At 72.0% G+C, this 15,861-nt stretch carries 13 protein-coding genes and 1 pseudogene; 5 read left to right on the top strand and 9 right to left on the bottom strand.

Annotation, left to right across the window (positions count from 1 at the left end):
- Window positions 1-3 precede the first annotated feature (3 nt).
- Window positions 4-735 carry a lysophospholipid acyltransferase family protein gene (locus ACQEVC_RS19355; protein ID WP_432879381.1) on the bottom strand — a complete coding sequence of 244 codons (732 nt, stop codon included), beginning with the start codon at window positions 733-735 and terminating at the stop codon, window positions 4-6.
- A gap of 257 nt (window positions 736-992) precedes the next feature.
- Between ACQEVC_RS19355 and ACQEVC_RS19350 the strand changes: the two genes are divergently transcribed.
- Both ACQEVC_RS19350 and ACQEVC_RS19345 read left to right on the top strand, forming a co-directional pair.
- Window positions 993-1,844 (top strand): DUF308 domain-containing protein, encoded by an 852-nt coding sequence (locus ACQEVC_RS19350; protein WP_432879379.1) that lies wholly within the window; start codon window positions 993-995, stop codon window positions 1,842-1,844.
- 163 nt (window positions 1,845-2,007) lie between these two features.
- Window positions 2,008-3,423, top strand: coding sequence for an alpha,alpha-trehalose-phosphate synthase (UDP-forming) (locus ACQEVC_RS19345; protein WP_432879376.1), 1,416 nt, complete (start codon window positions 2,008-2,010; stop codon window positions 3,421-3,423).
- Window positions 3,424-3,512: 89 nt separating this feature from the next.
- On the opposite strand, the gene ACQEVC_RS19340 is transcribed toward ACQEVC_RS19345, so the two are convergent.
- The 4 genes from ACQEVC_RS19340 to ACQEVC_RS19325 all read right to left on the bottom strand — a co-directional run bounded on the left by ACQEVC_RS19340 (window position 3,513) and on the right by ACQEVC_RS19325 (window position 7,897).
- The gene (locus tag ACQEVC_RS19340) at window positions 3,513-4,319 is read right to left on the bottom strand and encodes an alpha/beta hydrolase (RefSeq protein WP_432879373.1); all 807 of its coding nucleotides are present in this window, start codon (window positions 4,317-4,319) and stop codon (window positions 3,513-3,515) included.
- Entirely contained in the window at window positions 4,316-5,716 is a 1,401-nt protein-coding gene (locus ACQEVC_RS19335; protein WP_432879371.1) for a flavin-containing monooxygenase, read from the bottom strand. The genes ACQEVC_RS19340 and ACQEVC_RS19335 overlap by 4 nt, the downstream gene beginning before the upstream one ends.
- A 214-nt stretch (window positions 5,717-5,930) precedes the next feature.
- Complete coding sequence (locus ACQEVC_RS19330) at window positions 5,931-6,599, bottom strand: response regulator (protein ID WP_432879369.1); 669 nt, start codon at window positions 6,597-6,599, stop codon at window positions 5,931-5,933.
- Complete coding sequence (locus tag ACQEVC_RS19325; RefSeq protein WP_432879366.1) at window positions 6,587-7,897, bottom strand: sensor histidine kinase; 1,311 nt, start codon at window positions 7,895-7,897, stop codon at window positions 6,587-6,589. Before ACQEVC_RS19325 ends, ACQEVC_RS19330 begins: the two co-directional genes overlap by 13 nt.
- Before the next feature lie 210 nt (window positions 7,898-8,107).
- On the opposite strand from ACQEVC_RS19325, the gene ACQEVC_RS19320 reads away from it, so the two are divergent.
- Complete coding sequence (locus tag ACQEVC_RS19320; protein ID WP_432879364.1) at window positions 8,108-9,991, top strand: PDR/VanB family oxidoreductase; 1,884 nt, start codon at window positions 8,108-8,110, stop codon at window positions 9,989-9,991.
- Window positions 9,946-10,155, top strand: a pseudogene (locus ACQEVC_RS19315) (hypothetical protein); the annotation flags it as partial. The gene ACQEVC_RS19320 and the pseudogene ACQEVC_RS19315, both read left to right, overlap by 46 nt.
- 66 nt (window positions 10,156-10,221) lie before the next feature.
- On the opposite strand, the gene ACQEVC_RS19310 reads toward ACQEVC_RS19315, so the two are convergent.
- From ACQEVC_RS19310 to ACQEVC_RS19295, 4 genes are all read right to left on the bottom strand, one after another.
- On the bottom strand, window positions 10,222-10,983 hold the full coding sequence (locus ACQEVC_RS19310) for an endonuclease/exonuclease/phosphatase family protein (RefSeq protein WP_432879361.1): 762 nt from the start codon (window positions 10,981-10,983) through the stop codon (window positions 10,222-10,224).
- Window positions 10,984-10,993: 10 nt separating this feature from the next.
- Window positions 10,994-11,944 carry an ROK family glucokinase gene (locus ACQEVC_RS19305; protein ID WP_432879359.1) on the bottom strand — a complete coding sequence of 317 codons (951 nt, stop codon included), beginning with the start codon at window positions 11,942-11,944 and terminating at the stop codon, window positions 10,994-10,996.
- Window positions 11,945-12,047: 103 nt separating this feature from the next.
- The gene (locus tag ACQEVC_RS19300) at window positions 12,048-13,328 is read right to left on the bottom strand and encodes a hypothetical protein (protein ID WP_432879356.1); all 1,281 of its coding nucleotides are present in this window, start codon (window positions 13,326-13,328) and stop codon (window positions 12,048-12,050) included.
- A gap of 106 nt (window positions 13,329-13,434) precedes the next feature.
- Window positions 13,435-13,878 carry an SRPBCC family protein gene (locus tag ACQEVC_RS19295; RefSeq protein ID WP_432879353.1) on the bottom strand — a complete coding sequence of 148 codons (444 nt, stop codon included), beginning with the start codon at window positions 13,876-13,878 and terminating at the stop codon, window positions 13,435-13,437.
- 163 nt (window positions 13,879-14,041) lie between these two features.
- Between ACQEVC_RS19295 and ACQEVC_RS19290 the strand changes: the two genes are divergently transcribed.
- Window positions 14,042-15,856, top strand: a complete 1,815-nt coding sequence (locus tag ACQEVC_RS19290) for an AMP-dependent synthetase/ligase (RefSeq protein WP_432879350.1) — start codon at window positions 14,042-14,044, stop codon at window positions 15,854-15,856.
- The last annotated feature ends 5 nt before the right edge of the window (window positions 15,857-15,861 follow it).

The raw sequence follows: 15,861 nt of genomic DNA, 5'->3' as shown, positions 1-15,861 counted from the left end.
GGCTCAGGCGGCCAGCGAGTCGGTGGGCGACTCGGCGGCCACCGCGCCGGCCGTCGCCTTGAGCTGCTGGTTCTTGATCTTCTGAGCGTAGATGTCGACGTACTCCCGGCCGGAGAGTTCCATCAGCTCGTACATGATCTCGTCGGTGATCGCCCGCTCGACGAACCGGTCGCCGGACATCCCGGCGTAGCGGGAGAAGTCGAGCGGACGGCCGAACCTGATCTTCACCCGCTTGATCTTCGGCAGCAGCTTCCCGGGCGGCTGGATCTCGTCGGCGTTGAGCATCACCACCGGGACGACCGGGGCGCCGCTGTCCAGCGCGAGCCGGGCCACCCCGGTCTTACCGCGATAGAGCCGACCGTCCGGCGACCGGGTGCCCTCCGGGTAGATCCCGGCGAGGTTGCCGTCCCGCAGCACCTTGAGCTGGGTGTCCAGCGCGGCCTGCGCGGCCCGCCCGCCGGAGCGGTCCACCGGGATGGTGCCGGTACCCACGAAGAACATCTTCACCAGCCAGCCCTTCAGCCCCTTGCCGGTGAAGTATTCGGCCTTCGCCACGAACGTCACTTTTCGCTTGACCATCAGCGGCATGAAGATCGAATCGGAGAACGACAGGTGGTTGCTGGCGATGATCGCCGGACCGGAGTCGGGTACGTTCTCTCTCCCCTCGACCTGTGGCCGAAAGATCAACTTCAGCCAGGGCCCGAGGATGAGGTACTTCATCAGCCCGTACAGCACCAGTGTCCTTCCCGAGAGTCCCGCGCGTCCCCACGTCGGCCGCCGACCGGGCACCGACACGGGTACGCGTCGAGCCGGGCGTCGATGGCCGCGGGCGGGAACTGTCGGCAAGAAGCCTACGAAGCGGGTACGCCGCGCCACAACGCACTCCCGCAACCCGTGCCCGCCGTGTCACGATTCATTGCACGGCACATGCGGCGCAGCGGCGGTCGGCAACACGGCCGCGCGCGCCACGGGCCGGTAGGGAGGGTGTCGGGGTGTCAGCGGGTGGCGCCCGCCGGGGACGGCGGGACAACGGGCTGGAGGCGACGGAATACGCCGTCGCCGGCGACGTCGACCCGCGGCTGGGCGAGCATCTGCTCGACGTGCTGGCGGCGGGCGGCATCGCCGCCTACCTGCAACCCTCGGCCGACCTCAATCCGGTGACCCGGACCACCACCGTGCCGCCCCGCCCGGTGGACCGGCTCTATGTCGACCGCAGTTTCCTGGCCACCGCCCGGGACTACCTGACCCAGCTCGCCGACGAGGACCCGCCGGGCCAGCCCCCGGCACCCCGCCCCGACCCTGACCCGGACGTGGAGGCGGAGTGGGCCCGGATCGTCGCCGGCTACCACACCGAGGTCGCGGCGGAGGGCCGGTCCTGGCCGGCCGCCGAGGACCTCGCGGTCGGCGAGCCGACCGACCGGGCCGCCGGGACGACGACCACCCGCCCGGGAGCCGAACTGCCGGGGCCGGCCGATCCGGGCGTACGCCGGCTGCCGTCCGCCACCGACATCTCCGGGATCTCGGTCGGCGGCCGGGCCGACGACCCCTCGCTGCTGGACGGGCTGGACACCTTCGGCGCGGACCTGCCGGACGACCCGGAGGAACGCTACGTCCCGCCACCACCGCCGCCGCTGCCCCGGCTCTCGAAATACGCGGTCGTCGGGGTGCTGGCCATCGTCGCCGGCTTCGCGCTCTTCCTCTTCCCGCACCTGCTCCCGATCGACCGGGGCCTGGTCACCATGCTCGGCTTCGCCGGCATCCTCACCGGTTTCGTGACGCTGATCTGGCGGCTCCGGCCCGGCAACGAGGAGGACGACGACCCCGACGACGGAGCGGTGGTCTGAGCCCTGCCGTCCAGATCGCGAGATTCATCACCCCGTGGAGGCGAGGCGTAACACTCGCGTAATTTCGCGTCAGTAGGAATACTGCTGTAAGTTACCTTCCCCTCACGACTACCCCGATCGCTCCTATTCGCGGTGGTCGCCTCGCCCGGAACGAGGTGCCCGATTGCGACAGAGTTCCCTCGTGGTGGTGGCCAACCGGCTGCCCGTCGACGACAGCGTGGCGCCGGACGGCGCCTGTGAATGGCGCCGCAGCCCCGGTGGGCTGGTCAGCGCGCTGCACCCCCTGCTCCAACACACCCCGGCGACCTGGGTGGGCTGGGCCGGTGGCACCGGCCCCGCCCCCCTGCTCGCCGACATCGACGGCGTACGCATGCACACGGTGCCGCTCGCCGGCAACGACGTACGGGACCACTACGAGGGCTTCGCGAACTCGACGCTCTGGCCGCTCTACCACGACGCGGTGGAGCAGCCGGTCTACCACCGCCGCTGGTGGGAGGCGTACCAGCGGGTCAACCAGCGGTTCGCCGAGGCCGCCGCGGAGGCCGCCGAGCCGGGCGCCGTGGTCTGGGTGCAGGACTACCACCTGCAACTCGTACCCGGCCTGCTCCGGGCCATCCGCCCCGACCTGCGGATCGGCTTCTTCATGCACGTGCCGTTCCCGCCGCCGGAGCTGTTCATGCAGCTCCCCCGCCGCGCCGAACTGCTGCTCGGGATGCTCGGCGCCGACCTGGTCGGCTTCCAGCGCCCGCAGGCGGCGCACAACTTCGCCCAGCTCGCCACGAAGGTCCTCGGGCTGGCCGCCACCGACCGGCGGATCGCCGTCGACGACCGGGTGGTGCGGATCGGCGCGTTCCCGGTCTCCATCGACATGGCCGAGATGGAGGCGCTGGCCGGCCGCCCGGACGTGGTCGCCCGGGCCGCCCGGATCCGGCGGGACCTCGGCGATCCCCAGCACGTGCTGCTCAGCGTCGACCGGATGGACTACACCAAGGGCATCGAGCAGCGGTTGAAGGCATACAGCGAACTGCTCGCCACCGGGCACGTCAAGGTGCGGGACACGGTGATGGTGCAGGTCGCGGTGCCGAGCCGGGAGCGGGTCGAGCAGTACCAGATCCTCCGGGATCGGGTCGAGCGCGAGGTCGGCCGGATCAACGGCGAGTTCGGCCGGGTCGGTGAGCCGGCGATCCACTACCTCACCCAGCCGTTCGACCGGGCGGAACTCGCCGCGCTCTACCGGGCCGCGGACATCATGGCGGTGACCCCGCTGCGGGACGGGATGAACCTGGTCGCCAAGGAATATGTCGCGGCCCGGGTCGACAACGGCGGTGCGCTGCTGCTCAGCGAGTTCGCCGGTGCCGCCGCGGAGTTCCCGGAGGCGTTCCTGGTCAACCCGCACGACCTGGAGGGTCTCAAGCTGACCCTGATGCACGCGCTCCAGGCCATCCCGGCCGAGCTGACCGCCCGGATGACGGCGATGCGCGAGCAGCTCCGGGTGAACGACATCCAGGCCTGGGCCCGCTCCTACCTGACCGCGCTCGACCAGACCGGGCACCTCGTCCAACGGCTCACTCCCACCTGACCGGCGATGATGATCCGGGAGCGTTCGGCCCGCCATGGCGAGCTCGACGCTCCCGGATCATGCGTGGGTCAGCCGCGCAGCGGTGGGGTTCAGCCGGCGGGGTCCTTGTCGAGCCAGTCGAGGATCGCGTCGATCGGCTCCCGCCACCGGGCGTCCAGCATCATGTCGTGCCCCATGCCGGGAAAGAGCAGCGGGGCGACGCCGTACCGGCCGGCCGCCCGGGTCAGCGCCGCCGGCGGCACCACCCGGTCGTCCGGGCTGCCGACCACCAGCATCGGCGGCCTGCCCACCGCCGGCTCGACCGGCCGCTGCCGGAGCAACTGCCACTGCGCCCGGGCCGAGGCCCGGCCGAGTCGCGCGGCGTATTCCCGGGCCGCCGCGTCCGGCAGCTCCCGGCTGAACAACTGGCGGTGGTGCAGCCGCAGCCGCCCGCCGAAGACCGCCGGCAGCGTACCGGCGGGGTTGCGGCGCAGCGCGGTGCCCAGCGTGCCCCAGCCGCCGAAGACCGGCGCGACCAGCACGCCGGCCCGGGCCGGATAGCGGGCCAGCGCGTGTGCCACCACGAGCGCGCCGGCGCCGTGCCCGACCAGCACCGCCTGCCGGTCCAGGCCGGTGGCCACCTGGACCACGTCGTGCGCGTACGCCCGCAGCGTCGCCTTCGGCGCCGGGCCGCTGCCGCCGTGCCCGCGCAGGCTGACCGCGTGCGCCGGGAACGCCCTCGACGCGGCGTGTTCGAGCCAGTGCTCGGCGAACGCCCACGCCCCGTGCCCGAACCCGGGTACGAACAGCAGCGGCGGCTTGCCCTCCGGCGCCTCCGGCGTGGCGGCGCGTACCTCCCGGAACACCGCCGGCACCGGACGGGTCCAGTCCCGCACCCGTACGACCCGGGTCTTCACGCCGCCACCTCCAGTTCGTCCAGGGTGCGCTGCAACACGCGCAGATAGTCGATGTGCCCGATCTCGAACCAGTGCCGGGTGCTCTCCTTCACCTTGGCGGAGTGCCACCGGGTGCCGGCCTCGGCGTCGACCCGGGCGGCGAAGGAGCGGGCCCGTTCCGGCGCGGTCTCGCGCAGCCGGAGCCGGCGGGCGATCACCACGGCCTGCCAGTGCACCAGCGGCAGCAGGCCGGAGTCCGGCTGGAGCAGGCCGGCCACGGCCAGCGTCGGATGCCGCCGGGGGAAGGCGTTGAGGTAGAGGGAGGGTCGGCCCGACGCGTCGGTGCCGAGCAGCTCCGGCGCCAGGAACTCGAAGCGCGGCAGGTAACCGGTGGCGAAGACCACCAGGTCCGGCTCGATCTCCTGCCCGTCGACCAGGGTCACGCTGTTGCGGCGGAACCGGCCGACGTCCGGCACCGGCGTGATCGAGCCGTGCCCGAGCTGGTAGACGAGGTGGCTGTTGACGATCGGATGGGTCTCGAAGACCCGGTGGTCGGGGCGGGGCAGCCCGAACCGGGTCAGGTCGCCGACGGTCAGCTTCAGCACCCGGTGGAACAGCCACTGCCGCAGCCGCAGCGGCAGCCGGTATGGCGCCAGTGAGTCGTTGACCTGGTCGGCCGGGCGACCGAAGGCGTACTTCGGGGCGTACCAGTAGCCGCGCCGGGTGGAGTGCCAGCACTTGGCCGCCTGCTGGCCGGCCTCGACCGCGATGTCGCAGCCGGTGTTGCCGGCCCCGACCACCAGCACCCGCTTGCCGCGTACCTGGGTGGCGTCCTTGTACGCCGACGCGTGGATCACCTTGCCCCGGAACTCGTCCAGCCCCTCGTACGCCGGCATCTTCGGTGCCCAGTTGTGCCCGTTGGCCACCACCACGGCGGCGTACCGGGAGGTGCGCTCGGCGCCGTAGCCGCCGGTGCTGCGGGTGGTGACGTCCCACCGGTCCCCGTCGGCCGGCTCGACCCGGACGACCTCGGTGCCGAACCAGATGTGCGGCCGCAGGTCGAAGTGGTCGGCGTAGTGCTCCAGATAGGACAGTAGCTGGCTGTGGTGCGGATAGTCCGGCCAACTGTCCGGCATCGGGAAGTCGGGATATTCGGTCAGCGGACGGGACGAGATGAGGTGGGTGCTGGCGTAGACCGGGCTGCGGTCGTGCCGCCAGTTCCAGGCCCCGCCGACCCCGGTCTCCCGTTCGTAGCAGTCGACGCCGAAGCCGTACTCCTTCAGGTTTTTTATCGCGGTGAGGCCGCTGGCCCCGGCGCCGATCACGCAGACGGTGCCGTCCCGGTCGTAGACCGGGCGTCCGTCCCGCCAGAGGGTCGCGCCCGGGTCGTTGCTCTCCTGGTCACTGAAGGTGGACACCGAGAAATCTCCTTTTGTCCGGCACGAGTGCCGACGTGCGGGGGAATCCTCTCGGCTGCCGTCGCCCTTGTCCAGCCCAACGCGCGCCGTACCGCGCAAGCGCCGCTGGATCCGCTGCTGAGCGCGGTGGCCTCGTTCGACAGTTCGTCGGGGTCCGGGACAGCAAGGACCCGACCGGCCCCGGCCCTGACCTTCGACCCGCTGCCTGGCGGGCTCACGCTGGATGAGGCCGGCGGATGCCGCTGTCGAGATAGCGCAGCACGGCGATCACGCGCCGGTTGTCGCCTGTCGTGACCGGCAGGTCCAGCTTACTGAAGATGCTGTTGATGTGTTTTTCCACCGACCGTTCGGTGATCACCAGTTCCTTGCCGATACCGGCGTTGGACCTGCCCTCGGCCATGAGTTGAAGTACTTCCAACTCGCGTGGGGCGAGCCTGCGGAGCGGGGTGCCCTGGCGGGTGCGGGAGAGGATCTGGCGGACGACCTCGGGGTCGAAGACGGTACCGCCGGCACCGACCCGGGCCAGCGCGTCGAGGAACTCGCCGACCTCGCCGACCCGGTCCTTCAGCAGGTAGCCGACCCCGTCGAGGTTGCCGCTGAGCAGGTCGCCGGCGTAGCGCTCCTCGACGTACTGGGACAGCACCAGGACCGCGGTGTCGGGATGCTGGCGCCGGATGACAAGCGCGGCCCGGAGTCCCTCGTCGGTGTGGGTGGGCGGCATCCGTACGTCGAGCAGCGCGAGGTCGGGGCGGTGCTCGGCGACTGCCCGCAGCAGTTGTTCCGCGTCGGCCACCGCCTCGACGACCTCGTGTCCGTTGCTGCCGAGCAGCAGGCTGAGGCCCTGGCGCAGCAGCGCCGCGTCCTCGGCGATCACCACCCGCATGGCAGTTCCACGGTGAGTACGGTCGGTCCACCGGGTGGGCTGTGCACGGTGAGGTCGCCGTCGACACCGCGCGCCCGGTCGGCGAGTCCGGCCAAGCCGGATCCGCTCGACATCTCCGCACCGCCGATCCCGTCGTCGGTGATCCGGATCAGGAGCGCGTCGTGACGCGCCGACAGTTCGACCTGGGCCCGGTTCGCCCGGGCGTGCTTGGCCGTGTTGGACAGTGCCTCAGCGACCATGAAGTAGGCGATGGATTCGATGAGCCGCGGTGGGCGGCGGTCGAGGCGTACCACGATGCTGACCGGGACCGGTGATCGAGCGGCCAGGGCGGACAGTGCGGCGTCCAGGCCCCGGTCGACGAGCACCGGCGGGTGCAGCCCCCGGGTAAGGTCGCGCAACTCGACAATCGCCTGTTTGGCCTCCTGATGGGCGGCGGCGAGCAGGGGCGCGGCGCCGGCCGGGTCGTCGGCGAACTGGTGGCGGACCATGCCGAGGGTCATGACCAGGTGGATGAGTCGTTGCTGCGCGCCGTCGTGCAGGTCGCGTTCTATGCGCTGGCGTTCGGCCTCGGCGGCCCGGATGACCTCGGAGCGGCGGCGCTCGACCTCGATCACCTGCGCCCGGAGTTGGCGGGTTGACGCCCACCCGAGCAGAGCCTTGGCGAGGGAGAGGTGCACCAGGGTGAGGATCCGTACCACGGTCGGGGCGGCGATCAGCAACGCCAGCCCGCCGGTGACCAGCAGCGCGGCGGTGACGGGCTGCAACGGCCCGTACAGCAGGGCATGCCCGAGGCTGCCGTCGGGGAGCGGGGTATCGGCGAACGGCCAGGCCGGCGGGTAGGTGGCGGCGATCAGTAGCCAACCCCCGCCGCCCCAGGTGATCACCGTCAGCAGCACCGTGCTGAGGGCCAGCGGCAAGCGGAGGAGCTGGTACGCCAGGACCCGCCACAGAGTCGGGTCGAGCAGCAGGTTCCCGGCCCGCTTCGCCCAACTGATCCCGGGCGGGGCTTGCAGGGCGACCGGCACCCGTTCGCCGAGCACCAGGCGGCACCAGCGCGCCTCCAGCCGGGCGCACCAGCGGAGCAGCGTCGCGTAGCCGAGAAAGACCGGCACACCGGACAGCAGGACGGGCAGCAGCGCCATGGAAAACACGAGTCCGACGACGGTGAGCACAGCCATCGCCACCGCCCACGGCGTCACCACCACCAGATGCAGCGTGCGTCGCCAGGTGTCGGTGGAGATGAGCGACGTCAATTCCCGGCGCAGCCGTGGTCGCCACGTCGTCACCTGCTCCGTCATCACCCTCCTCCGGCCGCCGTGGTCGATGGGCCAGCGTACGGCGGGCCGGGCGTGGCCGACATGAAGGCAACCGGCCGGTGCCGGGGGGTGCTACCACCACCGTCATCTCGCATGGTGGCTTGGCAGTCGGGACGGGTCGTTCTCGACACGCTTGTCCGGAGGCGGTTTCCCGCCCTGTCCCGTCCAACCCTCCCGCACGGAGATCTTGTGATGAGCCGATCAGCGGTATCCCTGGAACCAGAGCTAGCGGCACCCCGCGTCATCGTCGCCGCTCATGTCGCCACCGCCGTGGCGGCCGGGTTGATGCTGCTCAACCTGATTGTCGAACTGAGCAGTGGCGCTCCGGCGTACCGGATCTTCTGGCCGGTCGAAATGACCGCGATGCTGCTGTTCCTCGCCGCCATGACCCGGCAGGGCCGGCAGTGGGGTCGGGTCACCCTGACCGCGCTGGTCGCGAACACCCTGGTGTTCCGGCTGCCCGGCATGATCGGCAGTCCGGGTGACCGGCAGCCGCTGGCGATGGTGTTCGACTGGATGAGCCTGGCCGCGCTCGCGGTCGCCGCGGTCCTGATCTTCCTGCCGGCGGCCAACGCCTACCTGCGGGTGACCCGGGACCGGCGGCGGCTCGTCTCGCCCCGGGTGCGCAGGGCGCTGCTGGCCACGCACATCACGAGCGCTGTCGGCTGGATGGGCGTGATCGGCGTGATGGCGACGATGGCCATCGCCGCCGCCGGTGCTGATGACCTGGATTACCTACGCTCGGCGTACACGATGATGCTGCTGGTCGACGAGACGTTCCTCGGTCCGGCCCACCAACTCGCGCTGTTGACCGGGATCGCGCTGGCCGCCGGCACCCCGTGGGGGCTGTGGCGGCGCCGGTGGGTGGCGACAAAGCTCGTGCTGATGCTCGGGATCATGCTGATCGGCAGCGCGATCCTTCAGGACCTGGCGGTGCGTGCGCACGAACTGACCGAGGCGGGTCGGCCGGTGGCCGAGATTCGGGCCGAGGCCGGGCTGCTGCTGGCGCTGCTGACGCCGCTGGGGCCGCTGGTCGGGGTGGCGGCGACGCTGCTGTCGGTCTACAAGCCCGGCGGCCCGACCCGGTACGGCCGCCGCCGGAGCCGCGCCGCCACGGGCTCGGAGGGCGGGGCCCAGGTCAGCCCGGCGGCCGGCACGGTGGCCGTGGTACGCGACATCCGGCCGGTCGCCCGTGACGTGGTCGCGGTGACGCTGGCCGCCGAGCCGGGTAGTCTGCTGCCGGCCTGGACCCCGGGCGCGCACGTCGACCTGGTACTCCCCTCCGGCCTGGTCCGCCAGTACTCGCTCTGTGGCGATCCGGCCGACCGCAGCGGCTACCGGATCGCGGTACGGCGGGATCCCGCCGGTCGCGGTGGCTCTGCCGAGGTGCACCAGCTCCGGTACGGCCAGCGGGTCCGGCTACGCGGCCCGCGGAACCACTTCCCGCTGGTCCCCGCGCGCGGGTACCTGTTCATCGCCGGCGGGATCGGCATCACCCCGATCCTGCCGATGGTGCGACAGGCGACGGCCGAAGGCCGCCCATGGCGGTTGGTCTACCTGGGACGCTCGACGACACGGATGCCCTTCCTGGACGAGGTGGGCACGCTCGACAGCAACCGGGTGGACATCTTCGCCACGGACATCGGCGGCCGACCCGACCTGCCTCGGCTGCTGCGCACCGCACCCCCTGACGCGGAGGTCTACTGCTGCGGGCCGACCGGACTGATCGCGGCGGTCGAGCGGCTCATCCCGACCGAGCGGCGGCACGTCGAACGGTTCACCGCCACGCCCCGCGACGACGCCGACAACCAGCCGTTCGAAGCTGAGCTGGCCCGCACCGGGCAACTGCTCCGGGTGCCGGCGAGCCGCAGCCTGCTCGACTCCATCCGCGAGGTCAGGCCCGAGGCACCGGCCTCCTGCGAGAACGGGCTGTGCGGCAGTTGCGGAATCGTCGTACTCGATGGGCTCCCCGACCACCGCGACGACATCCCGACAGCGCGGCACCGCGACGGCCGGAACCTCATCTATCCGTGTGTTTCCCGGTCACACACGCCGCGGCTGGTTCTGGACCTCTGACCTCGCGGAGTGGCGACAGGTGTCCACCGCGTGCGGTCACGGGCTCGCGGATCCAGAACGCAGACGGCACAGGTCAATGGAGAACCTGGGTTGACGTCGTTATCGATGCGAGTGACGTCGAACGGCTGGGAACGGACTTCGAGGCCACCGGGGGCGCTGTCGTCGGTCAGGTTGGCGAAGCCAGTGCCCGCCTGATGCCTCAGCCTGCTCTGGTCGATCTCGGGACCGGCTCAGCCGGCGGCCGGCAGCAGCAGGTCGGCGCGGATCGGGAAGTGGTCGCTGGCCCGCCGGGTCTGCTCGGTGTCCACCACGTCGTAGCCGAGCACGCTGATCCGGGGGTCGACGAAGAGCGCGTCGATCCGGTCGCGCGGTTGCCGGCAGGGGTAGGTGAACCGGGACCCGCCGCCGGCCACCACGGCCGCGTCGGTCAGCCCGTCGGCGACGGTACGCCAGGCGCCGCCGCCCGAGTTCTCGTTGAGGTCCGCCCCGACCACCACCGGCAGCCGCGTCGCGGCCAACTCCTGCTTGAAGAGGTACGCCTGGCCGGGGCGCTCGGTCGGGTCGGTGGAGAGGTGCGAGCCGGCCAGGGTGAACCGGGAGGCGCCGATCCCGCACTCGGCGAAGACCGCGCCGCGCATGTGCCGGCCCGGCGTCAGCGGAAACTGCCGGCACCAGCTCTGGTAGACCCGGACCCGGAGGCTGGTCAGCAGCAGGTTGCCCAGGGCCGGCAGGCCGCCGCCCGCGACCACCAGATCGAGCCGGTCGGCCAGGGCCGCGCACTTGTGCCGCCAGCGGAACCGGCGTGGCGCCTCCTGCACGATCACCACGTCCGGCTCCATCGCCCGGACCGCCTCGGCCAGCGCGTCGACGTCGTCGCGCTGGCCGTGCACGTTGTAGGAGAGCACCCGAAGGCGCACCGGTGACGCCTCCGCGCCGGAGGACTGCTGCTGACCCACGCCGTACCCCTTGCTCTGCTGTTGCCCGGGCCGCATGCCGGCCAGGCTAGCGGCGCCGGGCCAGGTCGGCGGCGCCGACCATGCCGGCCGAGTTGCCCAGCTCGGCGGGGCGGATCTCAGCCACCGGAATCTTGGCACGCGCGGCGAGAGCGTCCATGAAGGACCGACGGGTCGGACCCATCAGCAGGTCACCGGCCTCCACCACACCGCCCCCGACCACCAGCACCTGAGGATCGAGGATCTGCGCCATGTCGGCCAGCCCGATGCCGAGCCAGTGCCCGATCTGCGCGAAGGCGGTACCGGAGACCGGGTCGCCGGAGCGGGCGGCGGCGGTCACCATCGGGCCGCTGATCGCGTCGACGTCGCCGCCGGCCAGGTCGAGCAGGATGGTGGCCCGGGCCGGCTCCTGCCGGGCACCGGCCCGGGCGAACCTGACCAGGGCGTTGCCGCTGGCGTACTGCTCGATGCAGCCGAGCCGGCCGCAGCCGCAGACGTGACCGTCCGGCACCGAGAGCATGTGCCCGAGTTCGGCGGCGATGCCGTGCGCGCCGCGCAGCAACTCTCCGCCGAGCACGATGCCGCCGCCCACGCCGGTACCAATGGTGAACAGCACCATCGAGTCGTCGGCGTCCCGGGCCGCACCGTACCGGAACTCGGCCCAGGCGGCGACGTTGGCGTCGTTCTCCACGATCACCGGCAGCCCGACGGCGTTGCCGACGAAGTCGCGCAGCGGTTCGTCCCGCCAGGCGATGTTCGGGGCGAACAGCACCGTCGACCGGTCGGCGTCGATCCAGCCGGCGGCGCCGATCCCGACGGCGTCCACGTCGTCGTGCTCGGCCGCCAACTCCTTGACGACCTCGACGATCACGTCGCGGGTCCCGGCTACGTCCTCCGCGGGAGTGTCCCGGCGTATCCGCGCCCGCACCTCACCGTCGACGTCGACGACCCCGGCGGCCACCTTGGTACCCCCGACGTCGACTCCGATGGTCAGCGTCACCGAGCCGCTCCCCTCTGCCACACCGCACCTCGCGGTCACTGTCCCGCCACTGCCGCCGTACCGTGCCGTTCCCACCCGGCGACCGGCGGACCCGTCCCGGCGGTCAGCCGTCCTCGCCGGGCGCGGCGTGCTCGCCGGAACCGGTGGCGACCGGTCCCTCCGGGGTCCGCGACGCGGGTACCGGTGGTCGTCCGGTGGCCGGTGACGCGGCGGGCCGGGCCTGCTCCGCCCCGGCCGGGATCGCCCGGTCCGGACCGGCGGTCGTCCCGGTCTCCCGGGTTCCGGCCTCGGCACGGGTGGCGGCCGCCCAGACGTCGTCCGGCTCGTCCGCCGGCCACGAATCATGCCTGGTACTGGTCGCTTCGCGCCACACGGTGTCGCGCCACGGGCCCGGTACGTCGGCCGACCGGGTCCCGGGCGGCTCGGAGGGGGCGGTGGAAGTGGTGCGGGTGGCGGCTGCCCAGTTGTCCCCGGCCATGCCGTCGCCGGTCGCCGGGCCGGCGGTACGGGCCGCACCGGTGCGGCGCCCGGTGGGGCCGGTGACCGAGGAGAGGGCGCGCAGCAGACTGGCCACGCCGGCCGCGAAGTCACCGGCGCCGGTGGCCAGCCGCTCGGCGAGTTCCGGACTCGGATCGCGGAGTGCGGCGATCGACCGGCAGACCGGGCAGACACAGCACTCGGGATCACCGGTGGCGAACCCGACCCCGAACGACGTCCCGGCCCCGAACGACGTCCCGGCCCCGGCTCGGTCCGGCTGCGGCGGCACCTCGCCAACCGGCGGCCCGGGGTGGTCGGTACGCGGCGATCCGTCCTCGTCAGATAACGCCGCGTCGCGGGTAGGTGGCGGGCGGTCCTCGACACGCGGACCCGTGTCGTCGGTAGCCGGCGGCTGATGCTCGGTGGCCGGCCGATGCTCGGTAGCCGGCGGCCGATGCTCGGTGGCCGGCCGATGCTCGGTAGCCGGCGGCCGATGCTCAGTAGCCGGCCGATGCTCGGTGGCCGGCGGCCGATGCTCGGTAGCCGGCCGATGCTCGGTGGCCGGCGCCGTGCCGTCGGCAGGTGGCGCGCCGGCTACCGGCCCGGGTTCCGCCGTCGCGCCGTGCGGTCGGGCCGTCCGGGGCGGGTCGGCAGGGGTCGGCGCTGGACCGTCCGTCGGCGGCGTACCGGGGGTGGCCGCTCCCGGCCGGCTCGGTCGGGGCACCACCCCGGTCTGATCCAGTACGTCGGAGATCACCTGGCCGAGCGGGCCGAAGGCGCCCGCCCGGTCCCGGGCCTCCGACGCGGCCGACCGGGCCATCGCGAGCGCGGCGGCGACCAGCCGCTCGGCCTCCTCCCGGGCGGAACCCGGATCGGGCGCTCTCCCGTACGAACCACTGTCTCCCATGATCGGCTCCTCTACGCCCGCCCCGCTCCGGGTGAGGCCGGCATCCCGCCCGGTGCGGTCACCGCACCCCGGACGGCCGTCCCGCCCGGACCGTCACCGCGTTCCGTCAAGAGTTTTCCACCCGCCGCTTGAGCTGCGTCAGCGCGGCATCCATGATCATCTTCTCGGCCTTGCGCCGGAACATCCCCAGCATGCCGACCGACAGCTCGACCTCCAGGGTGTAGGTCACCGTCGAGGTGCCGTCCCCGTTGTCCTCGATGTCGTACGACCCGTTCTGGACCTTCTGCATCCGCGAGGGCTCCACCAGGTGCCACTCGATCCGCGAGATGTCCTCGGCGTACTCGTACGCCAGGGTGTACTCGTCGGTCATCACCGAGGCGTCCAGTACGAACCGGACCCGGGCCGGGTAGCCGTCCTCGTACTCCTCGACCACCTCGACCCGCTTGACCGCGTCGGCCCACTCCGGATATCGCGGAAAGTCGCAGATCACCGCTGTCACCTCAGACGGCGGCGCGGCGATGACGATGGACTGGGTGGAGGAATCCGCCATGCCCGGCAGGCTACCTCGCAGCGGGGTGACCCCGGCTGAGCACCTCGACCCATTCATGCCCACTCGACCCACCTGGCCGGGCGGTCCCGTTCGGTCGAAGGTAGGTTGCGGGTAGTCCGACCGGCCGAGCTGGCCGGGTCGATACGAGCACGAGGGAGTGCACGTGCGCGAGTTCTCGGTTCCCCCAGCGGTCACGGTCGGGGACGCGGCCAACCTCACCGACCCGGTCTGGGACAACGCCGAGGAGACCCCGGACAGCGTGCAGTTCGTCCGGCGGGCCGTCGACGCCGCCGGCCGGCAGGACGGCTGGACCGACGTGACCTGCCGACAGTTCCGCGACGAGGTGGTCACGGTGGCCCGCGGCCTGATCGCCGCCGGGATCAACCCGGGCGACCGGGTCGGCCTGATGAGCCGCACCCGGTACGAGTGGACCCTGATCGACTACGCGATCTGGGCGGCCGGCGGGGTGACCGTGCCGATCTACGACACCTCCAGCCCGGAGCAGGTCGCCTGGATCCTCTCCGACTCCGGAGCGGTGGCCTGCGTGCTGGAGACCAACGGGCACGCGATGGCGCTGGCCGGGGTCCGGGACCAACTGCCGAAGCTGGAGCAGGTCTGGCAGATCGAGGTCGGCGGCATCGACGAGCTGGTGGCGCTCGGCGAGCGGATCGACCCGGCCGAGGTGGACGTGCGGCGTCAGGCGGTCAACGCGGCCGACCTCGCCACCATCATCTACACCAGTGGCACCACCGGACGCCCCAAGGGGTGCGTACTGACCCACCGGAACCTGCTCTCCGACATCTGCAACGCCATCCCGGTCCTGCCGAACCTCTTCAACGAGGGCGCCTCGACACTGCTCTTCCTGCCGCTTGCCCACTCGTTCGCCCGGCTGATCCAGATCGGCACGGTCCGGGCCCGGGCCACCGTGGCGCACAGCGCCGACGTGAAGAACCTGGTCGACGAGCTGAAGGAGTTCAAGCCCAGCTTCGTGCTCTCGGTGCCCCGGGTCTTCGAGAAGGTCTACACCGGCGCGGTGCAGAAGGCGACCGACGAGGGCAAGGGAAAGATCTTCGCCAGCGCCGAACAGGTGGCGATCGCGTACAGCCAGGCCCTGGACACCCCGTCCGGACCGGGCCTGGGCCTGCGGCTGCGGCACCGGGTCTTCGACCGGCTGGTCTACCGCAAGCTCCGGGCCGCGCTCGGCGGGCGCTGCCAGAACGCGATCTCCGGCGGAGCCCCGCTCGGCGCCCGGCTCGGGCACTTCTTCCGGGGCGTCGGGGTGCTGGTCTACGAGGGGTACGGCCTGACCGAGACCTCCCCGGCGGTGGCGGTGAACCTGCCCGGCGCCATCCGGATCGGCACCGTCGGCCGGCCCCTGCCCGGGGTGACGATCCGGATCGCCGACGACAGCGAGATCCTGATCAAGGGTGACGTGGTCTTCCAGGGCTACTGGAACAACCCCGAGGCGACCGCCGAGGTGCTCACCCCCGACGGCTGGTTCCACAGCGGCGACCTGGGCGAACTCGACAACGACGGCTACCTCTGCATCACCGGGCGGAAGAAGGAGATCATCGTCACGGCGAACGGCAAGAACGTCGCCCCGGCCGTGCTGGAGGACCGGATCCGGGCGCACCGGCTGGTCAGCCAGTGCATGGTGGTCGGCGACCGACGGCCCTTCGTCGCCGCGCTGGTCACGGTGGACGAGGAGGCGCTGCCGGGCTGGCTGCGTGAGCACGGCCGCCCGGACGGCACTCCGATCGGGGAACTCCGGGACGACCCGGGACTGCGCGCCGAGATCCAGACCGCCGTGGACGAGGCGAACCAGGCGGTCTCCCGGGCCGAGTCGATCAGGCAGTTCCGGATCCTGCCCCGGGACTTCACGGAGGCGACCGGCGAGTTGACCCCGTCGATGAAGGTCAAGCGGAGCGTCGTGGAGCAGACATACTCGGCGGAAATCGCCGAGATATACGGCAACTGACTACC

The organism is Plantactinospora sp. CA-294935, assembly GCF_050936445.1.
GTDB lineage: Bacteria > Actinomycetota > Actinomycetes > Mycobacteriales > Micromonosporaceae > Plantactinospora.
This window is presented reverse-complemented; position numbering and strand designations above follow the sequence as displayed.

Bases quoted from the DNA above. Each gene is read 5' to 3' on its own strand.
- ACQEVC_RS19330 (WP_432879369.1), bottom strand. From the start codon at position 6,599: ATGCGGGTGGTGATCGCCGAGGACGCGGCGCTGCTGCGCCAGGGCCTC.
- ACQEVC_RS19325 (WP_432879366.1), bottom strand. From the start codon at position 7,897: ATGACGGAGCAGGTGACGACGTGGCGACCACGGCTGCGCCGGGAATTG.
- ACQEVC_RS19320 (WP_432879364.1), top strand. From the start codon at position 8,108: ATGAGCCGATCAGCGGTATCCCTGGAACCAGAGCTAGCGGCACCCCGC.
- ACQEVC_RS19310 (WP_432879361.1), bottom strand. From the start codon at position 10,983: ATGCGGCCCGGGCAACAGCAGAGCAAGGGGTACGGCGTGGGTCAGCAG.
- ACQEVC_RS19300 (WP_432879356.1), bottom strand. From the start codon at position 13,328: ATGGGAGACAGTGGTTCGTACGGGAGAGCGCCCGATCCGGGTTCCGCC.
- ACQEVC_RS19295 (WP_432879353.1), bottom strand. From the start codon at position 13,878: ATGGCGGATTCCTCCACCCAGTCCATCGTCATCGCCGCGCCGCCGTCT.